This is a genomic window from Clostridium ihumii AP5, assembly GCF_000612845.1.
GTDB lineage: Bacteria > Bacillota > Clostridia > Clostridiales > Clostridiaceae > Clostridium_J > Clostridium_J ihumii.
In genome coordinates this window covers 1-18,102 of sequence record NZ_CCAT010000085.1, presented here as the reverse complement: position 1 = coordinate 18,102, position 18,102 = coordinate 1, and the positions used below count along the sequence as shown (strand labels likewise).

16 protein-coding genes are annotated in these 18,102 nt (G+C 23.8%); 13 read left to right on the top strand and 3 right to left on the bottom strand.

Annotated features, from left to right (window positions below; all coding sequences use genetic code 11):
• The first annotated feature begins 27 nt into the window (after window positions 1-27).
• The gene (locus BN346_RS18150) at window positions 28-783 is read left to right on the top strand and encodes a hypothetical protein (RefSeq protein ID WP_040330472.1); all 756 of its coding nucleotides are present in this window, start codon (window positions 28-30) and stop codon (window positions 781-783) included.
• A gap of 168 nt (window positions 784-951) precedes the next feature.
• Window positions 952-1,359, top strand: a complete 408-nt coding sequence (locus tag BN346_RS18145; protein WP_040330471.1) for a hypothetical protein — start codon at window positions 952-954, stop codon at window positions 1,357-1,359.
• A gap of 53 nt (window positions 1,360-1,412) precedes the next feature.
• Here the strand turns inward: BN346_RS18145 and BN346_RS18140 are convergent, their stop codons facing one another.
• Window positions 1,413-1,973, bottom strand: a complete 561-nt coding sequence (locus BN346_RS18140) for a hypothetical protein (protein WP_040330470.1) — start codon at window positions 1,971-1,973, stop codon at window positions 1,413-1,415.
• Between the two features lie 468 nt (window positions 1,974-2,441).
• Between BN346_RS18140 and BN346_RS18135 the strand changes: the two genes are divergently transcribed.
• The 7 genes from BN346_RS18135 (at window position 2,442) to BN346_RS20730 (ending at window position 10,980) form a co-directional block, all read left to right on the top strand.
• Entirely contained in the window at window positions 2,442-2,645 is a 204-nt protein-coding gene (locus BN346_RS18135) for a zinc ribbon domain-containing protein (protein WP_040330469.1), read from the top strand.
• Window positions 2,646-2,678: 33 nt separating this feature from the next.
• Complete coding sequence (locus BN346_RS18130; RefSeq protein WP_040330663.1) at window positions 2,679-3,023, top strand: arsenate reductase family protein; 345 nt, start codon at window positions 2,679-2,681, stop codon at window positions 3,021-3,023.
• A 262-nt stretch (window positions 3,024-3,285) separates the two neighbouring features.
• On the top strand, window positions 3,286-4,011 hold the full coding sequence (locus BN346_RS18125) for a lysoplasmalogenase (RefSeq protein ID WP_040330468.1): 726 nt from the start codon (window positions 3,286-3,288) through the stop codon (window positions 4,009-4,011).
• Between the two features lie 329 nt (window positions 4,012-4,340).
• The gene (murJ, locus tag BN346_RS18120) at window positions 4,341-5,858 is read left to right on the top strand and encodes a murein biosynthesis integral membrane protein MurJ (protein WP_040330466.1); all 1,518 of its coding nucleotides are present in this window, start codon (window positions 4,341-4,343) and stop codon (window positions 5,856-5,858) included.
• 85 nt (window positions 5,859-5,943) lie between these two features.
• Window positions 5,944-6,771: a MerR family transcriptional regulator gene (locus BN346_RS18115; protein ID WP_040330465.1), complete on the top strand. Its 828-nt coding sequence runs from the start codon at window positions 5,944-5,946 to the stop codon at window positions 6,769-6,771.
• Between the two features lie 141 nt (window positions 6,772-6,912).
• A complete protein-coding gene (locus BN346_RS18110) occupies window positions 6,913-8,268 on the top strand; it encodes an MATE family efflux transporter (protein ID WP_040330464.1) in 1,356 nt (451 codons plus the stop codon).
• A gap of 627 nt (window positions 8,269-8,895) precedes the next feature.
• The gene (locus BN346_RS20730; RefSeq protein ID WP_051540508.1) at window positions 8,896-10,980 is read left to right on the top strand and encodes a putative bifunctional diguanylate cyclase/phosphodiesterase; all 2,085 of its coding nucleotides are present in this window, start codon (window positions 8,896-8,898) and stop codon (window positions 10,978-10,980) included.
• Between the two features lie 70 nt (window positions 10,981-11,050).
• Here BN346_RS20730 and BN346_RS18100 read toward each other — a convergent pair whose 3' ends face one another.
• Together BN346_RS18100 and BN346_RS18095 are read right to left on the bottom strand one after the other, a co-directional pair.
• On the bottom strand, window positions 11,051-11,794 hold the full coding sequence (locus BN346_RS18100) for a TIGR03915 family putative DNA repair protein (protein ID WP_040330463.1): 744 nt from the start codon (window positions 11,792-11,794) through the stop codon (window positions 11,051-11,053).
• An 18-nt stretch (window positions 11,795-11,812) separates the two neighbouring features.
• Complete coding sequence (locus tag BN346_RS18095; protein ID WP_040330462.1) at window positions 11,813-13,117, bottom strand: putative DNA modification/repair radical SAM protein; 1,305 nt, start codon at window positions 13,115-13,117, stop codon at window positions 11,813-11,815.
• 293 nt (window positions 13,118-13,410) lie between these two features.
• Between BN346_RS18095 and BN346_RS18090 the strand changes: the two genes are divergently transcribed.
• The 4 genes from BN346_RS18090 to BN346_RS18075 form a co-directional block, all read left to right on the top strand.
• Window positions 13,411-13,743 carry a hypothetical protein gene (locus BN346_RS18090; protein ID WP_040330461.1) on the top strand — a complete coding sequence of 111 codons (333 nt, stop codon included), beginning with the start codon at window positions 13,411-13,413 and terminating at the stop codon, window positions 13,741-13,743.
• A gap of 85 nt (window positions 13,744-13,828) precedes the next feature.
• Window positions 13,829-15,916: a helix-turn-helix domain-containing protein gene (locus BN346_RS18085; RefSeq protein WP_040330459.1), complete on the top strand. Its 2,088-nt coding sequence runs from the start codon at window positions 13,829-13,831 to the stop codon at window positions 15,914-15,916.
• 237 nt (window positions 15,917-16,153) lie between these two features.
• Window positions 16,154-17,542, top strand: coding sequence for an MATE family efflux transporter (locus BN346_RS18080; RefSeq protein WP_040330458.1), 1,389 nt, complete (start codon window positions 16,154-16,156; stop codon window positions 17,540-17,542).
• Window positions 17,543-17,801: 259 nt separating this feature from the next.
• Window positions 17,802-18,102 (top strand): dihydrofolate reductase (locus BN346_RS18075; RefSeq protein ID WP_040330457.1); only part of this gene is annotated, 301 nt, incomplete at its 3' end.

Here is an 18,102-nt window from a genome sequence, read left to right as displayed (position 1 = left end):
CTATAAATTGTATTAAGGAGGAAAAAGATGAAAGGAATAATAATAGTTTTATTAACGTTAGTTTTATCTACTCAACTTGTTGGGTGTGGTAAACAAACTGAAAAAGTAAAAAATAGTCAAATGCCACCGTTACAAGGTGATAGTGGAGTAAATCATAACACTATTTCACAAGATGAGGTACAAGAAGAAATATTAGATATATATACAGAAATAGAAGAGGAGTATTTAAACCAATTGGTTAACAAAAATGAAACTAAGTGGAATGAATTAAAGGGTGAAATAGGTGAGGATATAGATACACTTAGATCAGTTAGTGAAAATGATAATTTAAATAATGCATTAAAAAATATAGAAAATTTATATTTAGAATACGGGAAAATATTACAAGAAAAAGGTGACAAGGAAAAAATAAAAAAAATAAAAAATGAATTAGATAAAGAGTTAAAAGTATATTATGAAGAAAAAAGTGCTAAAGATTATGATAAGAAAAATTTAAATATTTCAATTATGAAACAAGATATATTTGAAGTATATAGAGATATAGAAGAAGAATATTTAGAAATGAAAAAAAATTATGTGGAAAGTGAATGGGATGAAGAATATGAAGATTTAAAAAAAGAAATAAATGAATTAAAAGCTAAAGTAACTGAAAAGGAACTTATAAACAGTATAAGTGATTTAGAAGATTTACTTAATCAATACAATAATGTATTAAAAGGAACTGGAGATGATTCAAAAATAGATAATATAAAATCATCTATAAAGAAAAAGTTAGGAATATAGAAGAATATAAATTTAAAATTGTTATGATAAATCTAACATAGCAATTTTTATTTTTTATAAAATTATAGAAAATAATGAATTGAAAAAAGATTATAATTATAGTATAGTTTTAATTAGATAAAAAAATATAGAAAAATAAAGTTCTATTTAAAAGTAGGGGGAATGTAAATGTTTTTAATGGATTTAAAGGAAGAACATAGAAAAACATTCCTTGATTTAGCCCAATATACTATGAGAGTAGATATGTGTGTAACATCAAGTGAAAGTTGGATGCTTATGAAATTCACAGAGGAATGTGGATTTTTTGATAATGAATATAGGCCTAGAAAAAGACCACTTGAAGAGATCATGAAAGATTTTGAAAGTACAAGTAGAAGTGATAAAAAAATAATAATTTTTGAACTATATAGAATGATATTGGCAGATGGACAGTTCCATGAAAAACAAAAAGAATTAGTTAAAACAATAGCAGAAAGATGGAATTTAAAAATGGAAGAGATAAATGAAATAATTGATTTATCACAGAAGTTAATTGATATGTCTTTAAAATGTTATAAAAAGCTTGTTGTAGATTAATAATTAAAGGTTGTCCGTAAAATGACAACCTTTAATTTATGTAGTTTATTAAATTAATTATGTAATATTGCTAAAGTATTAGTAGTTTTATATTCGTTTATATAGCCTTCGTAAACAAACTCCTTATTTGGAATTTCTAGTAAATCAAGAGGTTTCATAAATTGAGGTAGTTTTGTAGTAGTATGAATACCACTTTCTATAAATAATTCTGATATAAATTCAGAACAAAAGTAATAATCATCTCTTTTAAGAGGAATATTTAAATGTAAAGCTAATAAGCCTAAGAAATTATATCTATATTTTTCACGTTGATTGTAGTGAAAATCAATTGATTGTTTTAATGTGTTAAATTGAGTTTCTGTTACATCTAATTTATAAATTAAACATTTACTATTAGAAAAATTTTTAAAAACTCCATCATGTATATTTTCTTTTACTAGGCCTCCTGAAAAAGGGTTGCGAGGATTTTTTCTACCTAAAGAATACATTTCGCTAAATGTTTTATCAAAGCTAATTGAAACATGTACATATTCATCAGAAGTAAACCAATATATAACATTAGATAGCCATGTTCCAGTACGAGTAAAAACTAAATATATTGTTTTTGTATTCATTTAACTACTCCTTTTCACAATTAAAAATATTTAAGTTTTAATTAAATATTTTATGAGGGTAAAAATTAATTATAATTATTTTAGAAGTTATAAAGGTTATATGGAATCAAACTCTACTTTTATAATAATTCTATTTTAAAAGTGATTTTAAGCATGTCCCAATATTGAAGTTATATACTTATAAAATAATAAATTATAGTTTTTTAGTTCATATTTAAATTAAAGTATAAATATGTCTAAAATCATATTTGTACATTTATTTGTTTTAAGTTTATAAAAATATAAAAGCTATTCTATTATATTTTATTTTTTTGGTGATGTAAAGTTTGTAAATAAATGAATTTATTAAATATTTTAAATTTTAATACATAATTATACATTAATACATATTTTAAGAAAGTAATTGAATATGTATTACATTATGTATATAATTATGAATTGGAAAATTATACAAAGGGAGTTAAGTGTATGAATTGTTTGAGATGTAATAGTGAAATGAAATATTTAAAGGAGTATAGATTTGAGTCACAAGATAATAATAGAGGCTTTTTCGCAGCAGTATTTGATTATGAAGAACATTTAATTTTTGACGTTTATGTTTGTTCAAAATGTAAACATAGTGAATTTATATATAAAGGAACTTTATCAGGATTAGATGCTATAATAGATTAAAACTAATAAAATGATAAGATAGAGGTGAGTTTTATAAATATACAAATTTTTGGAACTAAAAAATGTTTTGATACAAAGAAAGCAGAAAGATTTTTCAAGGAAAGAAATATTAAGTTTCAATTTATAGATTTAAACATAAAAGGACCAAGTAAAGGTGAATTAGAAAACATTAAAAGGGCTGTTGGTCTTAGAAATTTGATAAATTCAGGATGTAAAGATTATATAAAATTGAATTTAGATAAAATAAGAAGCGAAGAAATGAAAATGGGAATTTTATTAGAAAATCCTAAATTATATAAAACCCCTATAGTTAGAAATGGTAAAAATGCGACTGTTGGTTATTGTACAGATATTTGGGAAGAATGGATTAAAGAATAGAAAAATAAAAAATGATGATGAATCAAAAGTGTTCATCATCATTTTTTATGTTAATTCAAACATAAAAGTATGGATAGAATTAAACTTTAAAAGAAATATATTAAGTTTGTAATAATGGTAATATAAAAATAGTAATATTGAATATGTAAATAAATTTTAAAAAATTTTTAACTTTAATGAAAATAAACATATAAGTTAAGACACTGTGATAGTATTTAGTATATACCCAAAACATCTTTTGGTGTATAAAGGGGGGGGATTTATGGAATTACAAAATGAATGGATTATAATTATAGCAATTATTCAGTTTGGTATGATAATTAGTGATAGTTTTTATAAGTTAAGGAAATGTAGAAAAATTAATGTGGTAAATGGTGAATTACATTCTCAAGTAAAAATGATGTTTAGTTTTTCTATGATACTTATGGCATTTGTATTTTGGGAATGCTCAGCAAATGAAAAATTGAAGCCATATCTTATGTTGTTATTTATAGGTATGACGTTTTCAACTATAGGTGATATTATTATGGCTAGGATTGTAAAAGTTAAAGATAGATTAAGCTATGCTATAATATTTTTCATACTAGCACATGTGTCTTATATGGGAAGTTATATATTAGCAACTTCAAAATTAGAGGGGAATTTTATTTGCTTAATTTTTATAATACCAATTGGATATATATTTACAACGATTATATGGTCAAAGTTTGTTAAAAATAAAATGAAATCTAAAAAAATTAATTATCTAAGTTTAGTATATTCCTTAGTAATAGTAACAATGATGATGATATCCTTAAATTTAACTATTACAACAACAACTAAGTTTTTGTTAACTACAGTAGGTGCTATAGTATTTATATTATCAGATTTAATAATAGGAGTATCGGAGATAAAGGAAAAGGGACCTAAAAATCAATCTATATGGGTATGGATTACTTATGTTATAGGACAAATGTGCATAATTTATAATTATTTATTGTTTATATAGATTTTAAAAATTATAGATAATAGAGATATTGTCTATAATTTTTTTATTTTAAATAAAATAAAATTGTATATAATGTATTTATAAGGGCTTAAAATAATATGAAAATAAATTATTTAAGTATCAAATGAGAATAATGTTATTTCTACAAAGAGAAATTTAAAATATAGTACTAAAATTAGCAATTAACGATGAATAATATTAACTATCATTGTTAACCATTAATTGGTTCCAAATATGATGATGGAATAAACTGTAACATTAGTAGTATCAATTGATAAATATATTATTTTAAATTTGAACTTGGAACCCTATAGTTTTTGGAGGAAGTTATGAAGAAAAAATTAGCAAAAGCTGCTACTGTAATTATGATTATGACTTTAGTAAATAAAGTTATTGGTTTTTTAAGAGATGCACTAGTAGGCAGTGCATTTGGAACTACATTTCAAACGGATGCTTATAATATTGCTATGAATGTTTCAGATTTTCTATTTATAATGATATCATTGGTAATAACTACTACTTTTATACCAATACTAAGTGATACATTAAATAAAAAAGGCAAAGATGAAATGTTCAAGTTTGCAAATAATATAATGAATATAGTTAGTTTAATAGGTGTTATTCTTATAATATTAGGAATGATTTTTACACCATTTATAGTTAAGATTATGGCATCACAAGCAACAGGAGAAACTTTTGAATTAGCAGTTAAATTAACACGAATAAGTATAGTGAGTATAATATTTTTAATCATGCATTCTGGATATACTGCTATACTTCAAACTTTGGACGATTTTTTAGGACCAACAGTAGTTGGGTTAATATTTAATTTGCCAGTTATAATTTATATAATTTTTGGAGCAGGTGGAGGTATATATGGGCTTACCATAGCCACTGTTATTGGTGGGATACTTAGAGCAGTAGCTCAAATTCCATTTTTACATAAGCATGGATTTAAAATAACACCTATATTAGATTTTAAAGATAGTAGGATAAAGAAAATGATACTATTAATATTACCAGTAATTATAGGTGCAACAGCAAATCAAATAAATAAATTAGTAGATCAAAATTTAGCATCAGGACTTGATTATGGTAGTATATCTGCATTAAGCTATGGACAAAGAGTTTCAGATGTTATTTATGCAACATTTGCAGTAGCTATAATAACAGTAATATTTCCAACACTATCTAGAGCTATTAGTGAAAAGGATGAGGTTAAGTTTGTAGGATATATAGAAAAAGGTATTAACAATATGAATTTAATTTTATTACCTTGTTCTGTTGGACTTATATTATTGAGTACACCAATAGTAACGATAATATTTAAACATGGAAACTTTGATGATAGAAGTGTTCAAATGACATCCGCGGCATTAATGTTTTATTCAATGGGTATACCTTTCTTTGGTTTAAGAGAAATTTTCAATAAATCTCTTTATGCTATGCAAGACACTAAGTCTTCAACAATTAATGGAATTATAGCAGTAGTAATAAATATAATTTTCAACTTTTTACTAATAGGCAAATTGGGTATTAAAGGTATAGCATTGGCAACATCAATAGCATCAGCTATAGCATCATTATTATTATTTATAAATTTAAATAATAAAGTGAAAAACATAAATTTGAAAGACATTTCAATAACTACAATGAAAATAATTATATCAGTTGTAGTTATGGCTATAGTAGTTAAAACTTCTTATAATGCAATAATGGGAATTAATATACTTTTAGCAGTAGCTATATCTACTGTTTTGGGAATGATAACATATTCTATATGTTTATTTGCATTAAAAGTAAATGAATTTAAAGAACTTATAAAATTTAATAAAGTTATAAAATAGAATAAAAGTATTATAGACATAACAATTATATATGTTTATAATACTTTTATTTTAACAAGTAATTTTTTTATGAAAGGATTTACATATGAAAAATAAAGTATTAGTAGGAGAAATGGCTAAACTTCATAATGTATCAGCTCAAACATTGAGATATTATGACAAGATTGGATTATTTACACCAGAACACATAGATAAGGAAAATAATTATAGATATTATGATATTAATCAATTTCCTATACTAGATTGTATATTGTTTTTAAAAAAATTAGGGATTCCATTAGATGAAATAAAGGAATATTTCCATGAAAGAGATATAGATAAAATGATGAGTATTTTGAAGCAACAGGAATCTATGTTAAAAGAAGAAATAGAAATTTTAAGTAATCATTTAAATAGTATAAAAAGTAAAATAGAAGACGTTGAAATACATAGAAATGATAGTAGTATATATGAACCATCAATTAAATATTTTAAAAAGAGAAAAATGATAAAATATGATTTCAAAAATGGTGGAAATAGTATAGATTTTGAATATGGACTAAAAGAGATATATAAAACAGTAAAAGATGATATATCAATATTTAATAGTAATATTTGCTCAATAATTTCTAAAGAAAATACATGTAAAGAAAAATTTTTATACTTAGATGCAGTAGGAGTAATATTAAGTGGAAATAAAGCTAAAATAAAAAATAGTAAAATAATAGAAGAAGGACATTATGCAACCTTAGCATTTAATGGAACTGATGAAGCAGCTAGTGAATATTATGAAAAACTTATCAATTTTATAAATTATAAACAATACGATATAATAGGCGATTCTATGATAGTTACTATAATAGATAGTACATTTTCAGATTATAGTGAGGAATATATAAAAGAAATACAAATTCCAGTTGATGAAAAAGTTTAAATATAAAGAAAATAAGAACATATCAAAGAGGTATTGACCTTATAGTAACTATAACCTTTAAAATAACTTCTGGCGTTGAAATTAATATAGTTAGAAGGTTAGGCATATTTAATTTTATGTGCCTTATAAGAAGGTGGGAAAATGAATAAAAGAGTAGATTTATTAAAATCAGATGTAAAAGAAATTTTTATAAAGTATTTAATACCAAGTATAGCTGGAATGATGGGGCTATCTTTAAATATATTATTTGACACAATATTTATTGGTCAAGGTGTTGGAAGTGAAGGATTGGCAGCACTGAATATAGCTATACCTATATTTAACATATTTTCTTCTATAGCATTATTATTAGGAATTGGAGGAGCTACAGCTGTTTCAGTTTCCATGGGAAAAAAAGAATATGATAAAGTAAATAAAATATTTACAACTTCAATGATTATAAATGTTTCAATAGGAATATTTTTAACTGTAATAGGAATATTTTTTACAGAAAAAATATGTTACTTATTAGGAGCAACTCCAGATGTATTAGATATGGTAAAGAGTTATTTAGGTGTTATTGTATGGTTTAGTTGGGCATTTTTAATGTCAAATACATTAACTGTTTTTGTACGTAATGATAAAAATCCAAGATTAGCTATGTGGAGTATGCTTATAGGAAACTTTGCTAATATAGTATTTGACTTTGTATTTATATTCATATTTAACTGGGGAATGAAAGGTGCAGCTATTGCAACAACAATGTCACCAGTAATAACAATTCTTCTTTTAAGTACTCATTTTATAAGAGGAAATAACACTTTAAAATTTAAATTAGATAAACTAAAAATAGATAAAAATATAATCAATAGAATACTAAAAAATGGATTTCCAAGTTTTATAATGGAATTATCAAGTGGATTAATAATATTTGCATTCAATATGTCTATATCTAATATAGAAGGCGCTATAGGAGTATCAGCATATAGTATAATTGCAAATATATCACTTGTATGTGTAGCAATATTTAATGGAATAGCACAAGCAATTCAACCTATAATTAGTATAAATTATGGTGCAAAGAAATATGAAAGAGTACATGAAGCATTAAAATTAGCAATAAAAACTTCAGTAATATTTGGGGCTATATTTTATGCCGCAGGAGTATTATTTCCAGAAAAAATTGTTTTACTATTTAATAGTGGTGATGCAAAATTAATGGAAATGACATGTAGGGGAATAAAATTATACTTTATTGCATTTTTATTTATGGGAGCTAATATAGCAAGAGTATCTTATTTCCAATCAATAGAAAATTCAAAGGCATCCACATTAGTTTCATTATGTAGAGGTGTAATATTTGTACTTATATCATTATTAATTTTACCAATGATTTTAGGTATAAATGGGGTGTGGATAACTATTCCAATTGTGGAAGTTGCAAGTATGATTATAGCATGTGTATGTATGAAACGAATCGACTTAAATGTTTCTAAAAATGAAGAATTATTAACTTAACATTAAAATAAAACAAGTTAAAAAAGATATACATAAAAGTATATCTTTTTTAACTTGAAAATTAAATATATGCTTAAATATTAAGCTGAAAAGTTATTTTTTAATTTTTTTAATAACTTTTGTCTTTTTAATAACTTTCTTTTTTAATGTTTTAATTATTTTTTTGAATTTTTTTATCTTTATCTTTTTCATAAAAATACTCCTTTAATTTATATCTTCATAAAATAAGTCTTATTTAATTATAAAGTGATATTGTTTTAAAATAAAGAAATTTGAAAAAATAATTTTAAAACAAAACTAAATAGTATATAATAAACCTATAATGGAAAAAATAACTAATTATTGTAAATTAAAATTAAAGAACTTAAATTTATAAGTATTTAAAATTTATAAGTATTATTTACAGATATTATACCATATTGTTAAAATTAGTTAATACCATATTTAAAATATCATAAATAAATATTCCGAGTTTGTTTTTAAAAGGATTAGTTTCTAAATTTGGATATATTAATATAAGTATAATAAGTTTTTAATAGTAATTATAACAAAAACTAAATCATCAACAATTTTTATGAAATGTAAAAAATTTTAATTGGAAATATGAATTTGATGAGGTGTTATTAAATGAATTTTAAAAAGGACAAGCATTATACGTGTTTTTTTAGTAAAGATAGTCAGTTCTCTCTAAATAAAGATGAAAATGAACTTTATTTAATAAAATGTCCTGATAATTTAAATAAAATTTTATTTGAATGGAATGTTAATAGAAATATTTTAAATTTAAGTTTATTAGGATATAGATTATTAGGAATTGAAGATTATATTAAAAGAATAAATACTATACAAATGTGGAATCAATTTGTATATCCAGAAGATTTAAAAAACAAATGTGTTTATGAAAATAAATATAGAGTAATAAGATCTGATGGAAAATTACTTCAATTAATTGTTAATAGAAGTGTAAAAACTAATGATAAAAGTGAGAAGATAATTGTTGAGAAAGTGTGTAAAATCATAGAACTAAATGATAATTTTATAAGCAATAATAAAATTATTCCTACATTAGATGGAGTTTTACATGGCATAGGAAAATTAAATATAAGGAGTAAAACATTAAAGGTAACCCCATCAATAAACATAATGTTAGAAGAAAATAGATTTAATAAAAAAATATATCACATAAATGATATATTTGATATTTTTCCACGAGAAAGTATAGAAAAATACAAAAATAGTTTTTTGAATTTTTTGAATAGTAAAGAAAGATATTATTTTGAGAATTATAAAGTCATATCATCTGAAGGAAAGGAAAAATATATACAGGTTATAGGTGAACATGAAAAAGATGATAAATCTAATGTATATTTAGCAATTAAGGAAATAAACAAAAGTGAAAAAATGTATAATGAATTTTATAAGTTTAATTATATTGATGAAATGACGGGTCTACCTAATAAATTTGCATTAATTGATATAGTAATGAAAAAGTCTAGGGAAGAATTTATAAATTTAAATAGAACTGTTAGCTTGATGTCTATAAATATAATTGATTTTAGAGAAATAAATAAACATTTAGGTTATAGTATGGGAGATAAAATTTTAGTGTTTATTAGCCAAAAAATAAAAAGGAATATATCAGAAAATGAGATTTTATTTAAGGGAAATGCTGATAATTTTTTTATTTTTTCAGAAGGAATAGATAGTTATAGCGGATTAACCTCTAAAATACAAAATATAATAGAGCTATTTAAGGAACCTATTCAGATTAATAATAAAAAAACATTTATAGGAATAAATATAGGTGTAGCTCTTTATCCAGAGCATGGGAAGGTTCTTAGTGAAATAATTTATAAGGCAGATATTGCAATGCAAAAGTCAAAAATACAAGGAAGAAATTCATATAAAATATTCCAAGTAAATGATGTAGCAAAATTAAATAAGATTTTTACTATAGAGAAAGATTTATCTAAAGCATTGAAGTTAAATGAAATGTATATGGTATTTCAACCTAAGATAAGTACAATAAATGAAAAAACTGTAGGGCTAGAGGCACTTTTAAGATGGAATCATACAGAAAAAGGATTAATTCCACCATCAGAGTTTATTCCGATTGCAGAGAATACGAAACTTATAATTCCAATTGGGCGATTTGTTTTTGAAGAGTCTTGTAAAAAGTGCAGGGAATTTATAGATATGGGATATGATGATTTTAAAATATCTATAAACTTATCTAAAATTCAATTAGAAGATAAAGAACTAACAGGATTTTTTATAGACACATTAAAGAAATATAATTTAAACTCTAAATATATTGAATTAGAAATAACAGAAAGTGTTATAATGAATGCACTAGAAAAGAATTTAGAAGTGCTTGAAAATATTCATAATCAAGGAATAAGCATGTCTTTAGATGATTTTGGAGTAGGGTTATCTCCTATAAAGTATTTAAAAATACTTAATTTAGATTGCTTAAAGATTGATAAAAGTTATATAGATGATATAGGGGTAAATAATAAAAGTGAGAGAATTATTGAAGGACTAATAAAACTTGCACATAGCTTAGATTTATCTGTTATAGCAGAAGGTGTAGAAAAAGAAGACCAAATAAAGTATTTAAAATCACACAATTGTGATATTGTACAAGGATATTATTATGCAAAGCCAATGAACTTTGAGGATACAATAAAGTTTTTAGCAAAAGAAAAGTAATGGCTAAAAATAAAAACTAGGTATATATAGGAAGTAGACTATAAATATTTTCCTATATAATTTCTAGTTTTTATTTTTGTGTTTCTAAAATATGCTTCCAATATTTTTTAGGCATTTGTCTACATTGAAGCCTAGGGTTTTTTCTTGAATCAATTGAAGCAGAAGAAAAATAGTTTTTCCACAAGTTTTCATAAATTGAGTCATTTAAAGTAGAAATTTTTTTATAATAATCACCATCTAATTCAGTAATAAAATAATCATTGCAGTTGTAAATAAGAGCTAAATTTCTTTTGATATCATGAATAATAAAATATTGATTACTAAATCGAGAAACAAAATGTTTAGATAATAAAACTAATATATTATTATCTGGTTCAATAGAAGCATAAAACTTATTAGTTTCGAATTCTTTAAATCGAACAAAGCCAGTAAATTTATGAGCTTCTAATTGAACAGATTTTGAAATTTTAGAAGCATCTAGAATAAAAGAGTTATTTAAGTACATATCTACGTCAGATTTAAATTTAAAGGCTAATCTAATATAATTATATAAAATCCAATATTTGTTTTTATTATTACTTAGAAAAACATTAAAAATATTTTTTAATGTTTGATTTGTAAAATTTTTTTCCATGGAAATATATACTTTTGAAGATTTTTTGATATCAGTAGTTATTTCTAAAGGGATATCAATTAAATTATTGGTATAACTTTCTTTTATAGATATACTATCAGGCTTTATTTCGTTATAATAGGATTCATAAATGCAGGTAAGAAAACCCTCAAAAGTATTATCAAAAACATATACATACATAAATTAATCACCTACCAATTAAATTTGTCCTGTTATTACTTTAATTTTGTCTTCTTTAGATGGTATTGGAGATCCAAAGAGTGAAAGTTGTTCAAAATTTAAATTACTATTTTTAGTACTATCTTTTTCTAAAATTAATTTCTTTTCAATTTTTTCTCTCTCCATATCAATTTCACCATAATATTTTCCTTTACAGGTTATGAAGTATTTAGCTCTTTTCAAAACTATACCTAGTTTTTTTAAGTCTTCAAAAGAAAGAAAAGACACTTTTCGTGTAAGAACAATTCGTTTTGCAGATTTCAAGCCTATTCCAGGAACTCTAAGAAGCAGTTCATATGGTGCAGTATTTATTTCAACAGGAAACAATGTTAAATTATTAAGGGCATAGAATGTTTTAGGATCTAACTTTTCATGAAAGTTTGGATTATCTTCATTAAGAATTTCATTAGATTTAAATCCATAAAATCTCATAAGCCAATCTGCTTGATAAAGTCTATTTTCACGAAGAATAGGTGGATTATCTATATTAGGAAGATTACCACCATGATTTACAGGAACATACGCAGAGTAATAAACTCTTTTTAAATCATATCCTTTATATAAACTTTCACAAAGTTTTAGAATGCTTAAATCATTATCGTTAGTTGCACCAACTATTAATTGAGTACTTTGACCACCAGGAACAAAGTTTGGTGCTGATTTGAAAATTTTTTTATTTTCTTTAGAATGAATTATTCCATTTTTTATAAAAGACATAGGTTTTAATATGCTGTCTTTATTTTTTTGTGGTGCCAAAAGTTTTAATCCATTAGATGAAGGAAGCTCTATATTAACACTCATCCTATCAGCATACATACCGGCTTCTTCAATAAGTCTATTGTCTGCACCAGGTATAGCTTTAATATGAATATAACCATTAAATTTATATTGAAGTCTCAATGTTTTTATAACTTTTAAAAGAAGTTCCATAGTATAATCAACATTTTGTATAATAGCAGAGCTTAAAAATAAGCCTTCAATGTAGTTTCTTTTATAAAAATTTATAGTTAAATCTACCACTTCTTCTGGCGTAAAAAATGCTCTTGGAACATCATTACTTATTTTATTTATGCAATATTTACAGTCATAAATACAGTAATTAGTAAGAAGAATTTTTAAAAGTGATACGCAACGACCATCAGGAGTAAAAGTATGACAAATACCATTTGAACTACAGTTTCCAATGCCACCGTTAGCATTTTTACGATTACTACCACTTGAAGAACATGATACATCATATTTTGCGGCATCACTTAAAATCTCAAGCTTTTTAAAAATATCCATTGAATCACCTCCAAAAATAAATTTTCTCAAATTTCATTTATATTATTATACAATAAATTATTAAATATAAATCCAAAAGAGTTACAATTTTAAATTTTAATTTATATATTTGTAAGATTACAATTACAATTTTAACATTTAGATCAGATTAATTTATACTAATTAAAATGTGAATAAATAGATTATATGGTTTATGTTTAAAAAAGAGTGATATCATTTAAGTAGTTAGATATGATTCCAAATTATTTATACTTTCATATTTGGAAGGAATTAAGAAAATGGGGGTCTATATTATGAAAAAAATAAGAATGTTATTTAAGTATTTTATATGGCAAGACATTGAAAAGTCACATTTTTTACTTAGAATATTGAATTTAATATTTGCTATATTCTTGAGCTTTTGCACATTAGCATTATTACATGGAATTAATATAAATATAGTTTTTAAAATAGTTATAGGAATTTATCTAATACTAAATTTTATGTCATTTTGGTCAGCTTATTATTTAATTGAAAGAAAAAGTGAATCTGCTAGTTTTATATTTATTATTTTAAAAGGTACTTGTATACTTTTTTCATTTATAATACTTTTAAAGTATGTTTTAAAAAAGGATATTTTAGATTAAAATATGTTTGCAATTTGCAAAAAAAATAATTATGATATTATAATTAACTTAGGATACTACTTAAAATTAAGAAAGAGAGGAAAGTATGAGAGTTGAATATATATCATATATGGATAAATTACCAATAGATATTTCATTAGTAAATGTTAAAGAATATCCAATACATTGGCATAAATCTTTAGAAATTTTGTTTGTTTTAAAAGGTAAAATAAATGTTACTATCGAGTCAGATACTTATGAAGTTGAAGAAAAAGAAATAGAAATAATAAATTCAGAAGAAGCACATAGAATTTTTTGTGATAATGATGAAGATAATGAAGTACTAATATTTCATATTGATTTAAAGTTTTTTGAACAATTTTATGAGGATATGGAAAATATATTTTTTTATGTTAATTCATCTGATGAAGGAGCTCAAAATGAAGAAAATTATGAAGTGATTAGAAGATATTTGTCTATAGTAATTTGTGAATTAGTTCAGAAACAAGATGATTACGATGAAATTATAGAAGATACACTAATAGAACTTTTATATCACCTTATAAATAATTTTCATTATCTAATGTATGAAAAAGAAGAAATTAAGGATAATGATGAGCAATTACAAAGATATCATAGGATAGCAAAATATATATATAACAATTATAATAATAAAATAAGTCTTCAAGATATAGCTCAAAAAGAATTTTTGAGTACACATTATCTTTCACATGAAATAAAAAATACAATGGGTCTTAGTTTTAAGGATTTTGTAAATTTAGTTAGGGTGGAAGAATCTATAAAATTACTTTTAGATACTGATATGACTATATCTGATATATCAGAAGAAGTAGGATTTTCACATAGTAGATATTATAATAAACATTTTAAAAAGCATTATAACTTAACACCAAAACAATATAGAAAAACTTATAAAATAGATGATAAAGACTTAGAAAAAATTAAAAAGATAGAAACGTTAGAAATAAATAAAGAAACATTAGAAATTATATCTGATTATTTAGAGGACTATGAAAGATATGATTATGAAGAAAAAATTATAAGATTAAATATAGATATGGAAAAAAATGAAGGAGTTTTTGAACATAATTATAAAGAAGTAATATATTTAGGATATGGATATGATTTGTTAAAGGAAAATTGTAGGAATTATATAAAGGATATTCAAGCAAATATAGGATTTGAATATGGAAAAATGACTAAGATGTTTTCAAAACATTTGGGTATATTTGAGAATAGCGAATTTATAAACTTTATGTATCTAAAACAAATCATGGATTTTATTTTAGATTTAGATTTAAGACCATTTATAGTTATAGAAAAAGAAAATTTTGAGGATGATAATTTGCTTTATATGTTAAAGTATTTTATTAAATATTTTACAGAAGAATATGGTTGGTATGAATTTAAAAAGTGGAAATTTCAATTTCATAATTCCATAAATGAAAGTTTAAAAGAAAAAATCATTGAATTATTTACGGTTCAATATAGTTTACAAATAGAAGAAACACCATACATTGAACACACAAGTATTAATCCTATATATGATACATCTTATATGCTGCCATATATAATTAATAAGGCGATAAAGAAGGAAGATGGTATTCTTATGAAGGTTGTAGATGTAGTGCAAAAGGAAACTAGCTTTCATAGTCAATTATTTATGGGAGATAGAGGGATATTTAATGGGTTTGGAATAAGAAAACCATCATACTTTGCATATTATCTTTTAAATTTATTAGGAGATACTTTAATAGCATATGGAGAAGGATACATTGTAACAGCAATGGGAGATGATTATCAAATTCTTTTATATACTTATAGTGAAGAATTAGAAAGCCTAGTTGATATTAAGGAATTCAACAAAAAAAGAGGAAGTAAAAATGTTAGTGAAAAGAAATTCTTCCTTAATATAACTAATCTTTATGACGACTATAGAATGACTTTTTATGAGATAGGTGAAAGAAAGGGATCAGCCTTTAATTATTGGTTAAAGCTTGGAAAACCTAATCTTATAGAAGAAGATGAGATTGAACTTTTAAGTAAAGCTGCATTTCCAAAAATAAAATTTAGTTATGCAAAAAAAGCAAATGTATTTCATATTGCACCTAAGATAGATGGGTATGGAGCAACACTAATTTTACTAAGAAAAGTACAAAAGCACCCTTTTTAATGTGCTTTTGTACTTTTTTTAAATATAAAATTTAACCCAATGTCCTTAAAAATGTACATTTTATACAGCTTTTTAGTGAGTGTAAGTATTATTTTGAACATATATAATAGTAGTATAAGATATATAAGATAAAAAAATGTGAAAATAAGTACAAAATAGATTTTAATATTCACATATGGCAAGAAGATATAAAATGCCAAAGTATATCGTAGCAATTTAGATACGAGGTGTATAAAGATGGGGTTAGATAACAAAATATTCTCGGAAGGAAAAATAAGTAGAATATTATTTAAGTTTGCAGTACCCGCAATAATATCATTATTTGTTTCAGAATTATATAATATGGTAGATACTTTCTTTGTAGGAAGAGCAGTTGGTGCAAATGCAATAGGGGGACTTACGATAGCCTTCCCAGTGCAAAGGCTATTAATATCAATAGGGTTATTAATAGCAGTAGGTACATCAACAGCAGTAGCTAGATGTTTAGGTGAAGAAAATTATGATAAATTAAAAGAAAATATAAATAACGCATTTGTTTTAACTATAATATTACTTAGTGTAATTCCAACTATAATATTCATATTTAAAAATCCTATAATAACTAAATTAGGTGCAAGTGATGTAATTTATCCTTATGCTGAAAAATATATAAGTATAATATTAATTGGTGGTATATTCCAAGCATTAACAGTTGTGGCTTGTTATATAATGACAGCTTTAGGAAATACTAAAATAACTTTAATAGCAACATCAATTGGTGCAATTTGTAATATAATAATTGATGCTATATTAGTAAATGTATTGTCAATGGGAGTAGCAGGAGCTGCTATAGCAACTGTTGTATCACAATTTATAAGTTTTATATTTATGGTTTATAAATTTAAAGAAGTAAAAAATACATTAAAGCTTAAATTTGAATTTAAGCTAAGAATTGAAATAGTAAAATCCATAGTAGCAATAGGGTTTTCTACATTCATAATAGAAATATCAGATGCTATAGTATCTGCATTATTAAATAACTTATTAGTTTCTAGTGGTGGTGGCGATAACGCAATTATAATGGTTGGAGTTGTTACAAGAGTTTCAATGTTCTTGTATATAACAGTAATAGGAATAAGTTCAGCTATGCAGCCGATTGCAGCTTATAATTATGGAGCTAGAAATTATAAGAGACTAAAAGAAATAGTAAAACAATCAGTTAAGGGAGCAACAATAACAGCAACTATTTTATGGGTAATAATGATGGTATTTACAAGACCTATAATTGGAAGTTTTTTAAGAGAAAAAGCATTATTAGAAGAGACAGTTGTTGCATTTAGATTATGTATAGCAATTTTCCCAGTACTAGGATTATATTATGTGTCTATATATTTCTATCAATCAATAGAAGAAGCAAAATCAAGTTTTATTTTATCAATATATAGACAACTTATATTATTTATACCAATAGTTGTGGTTTTAGTAAAAATCATAGGAATCAGAGGGGCATTTATAACATTCCCAATAACAGATATAATATCATCTATTACAGGATTTTATTATATAAGAAAAGCTATGGCTATATTAGAATCAGAAAAAAATGCTTACTTAAAAGAACAAGAAGTAAATGGATTAAAATTTTCATAATAAATAATATGTGAAACTTATATTAAAAATGTAGCTTAAAAGCACAAAATTCCTTTGCAAGATTTTTAGTAACTAGCACCTACTAAAAATTAATAATATAAGTATTCACATTTAAAATAAAAATTATGGATTATCTCTAAAATAGAGATAATCCTATTTTTTATGTTCCATAAACTTATAATGCATTTAAAATTGGAACACTATGCAAACTGTGCTAAAATTATTATAAGATAACAAAATGACTTTAAGAGGTGGGGAAATGAACTTAATTGTAGCAATAGATAAAAATTATGGTATTGGATATAAAGGTGAACTTTTAGTTAGCATAGAAGAAGATTTAAAAAACTTTAAAGAAAACACAATAGATAAGGTTGTAGTCATGGGGCGAAATACTAAGGAATCTTTGCCTAATGGTAAGCCATTAAAGAATAGAGTAAATATAGTATTAACTAAGGATAAAAATTACAGTGCAGAGGGATTTATTGTGTTAAATTCAAAAAAACAGTTATTTGAAAAAATAAAAAAGTATAATAGTGATGATATATTTTTTATAGGCGGGG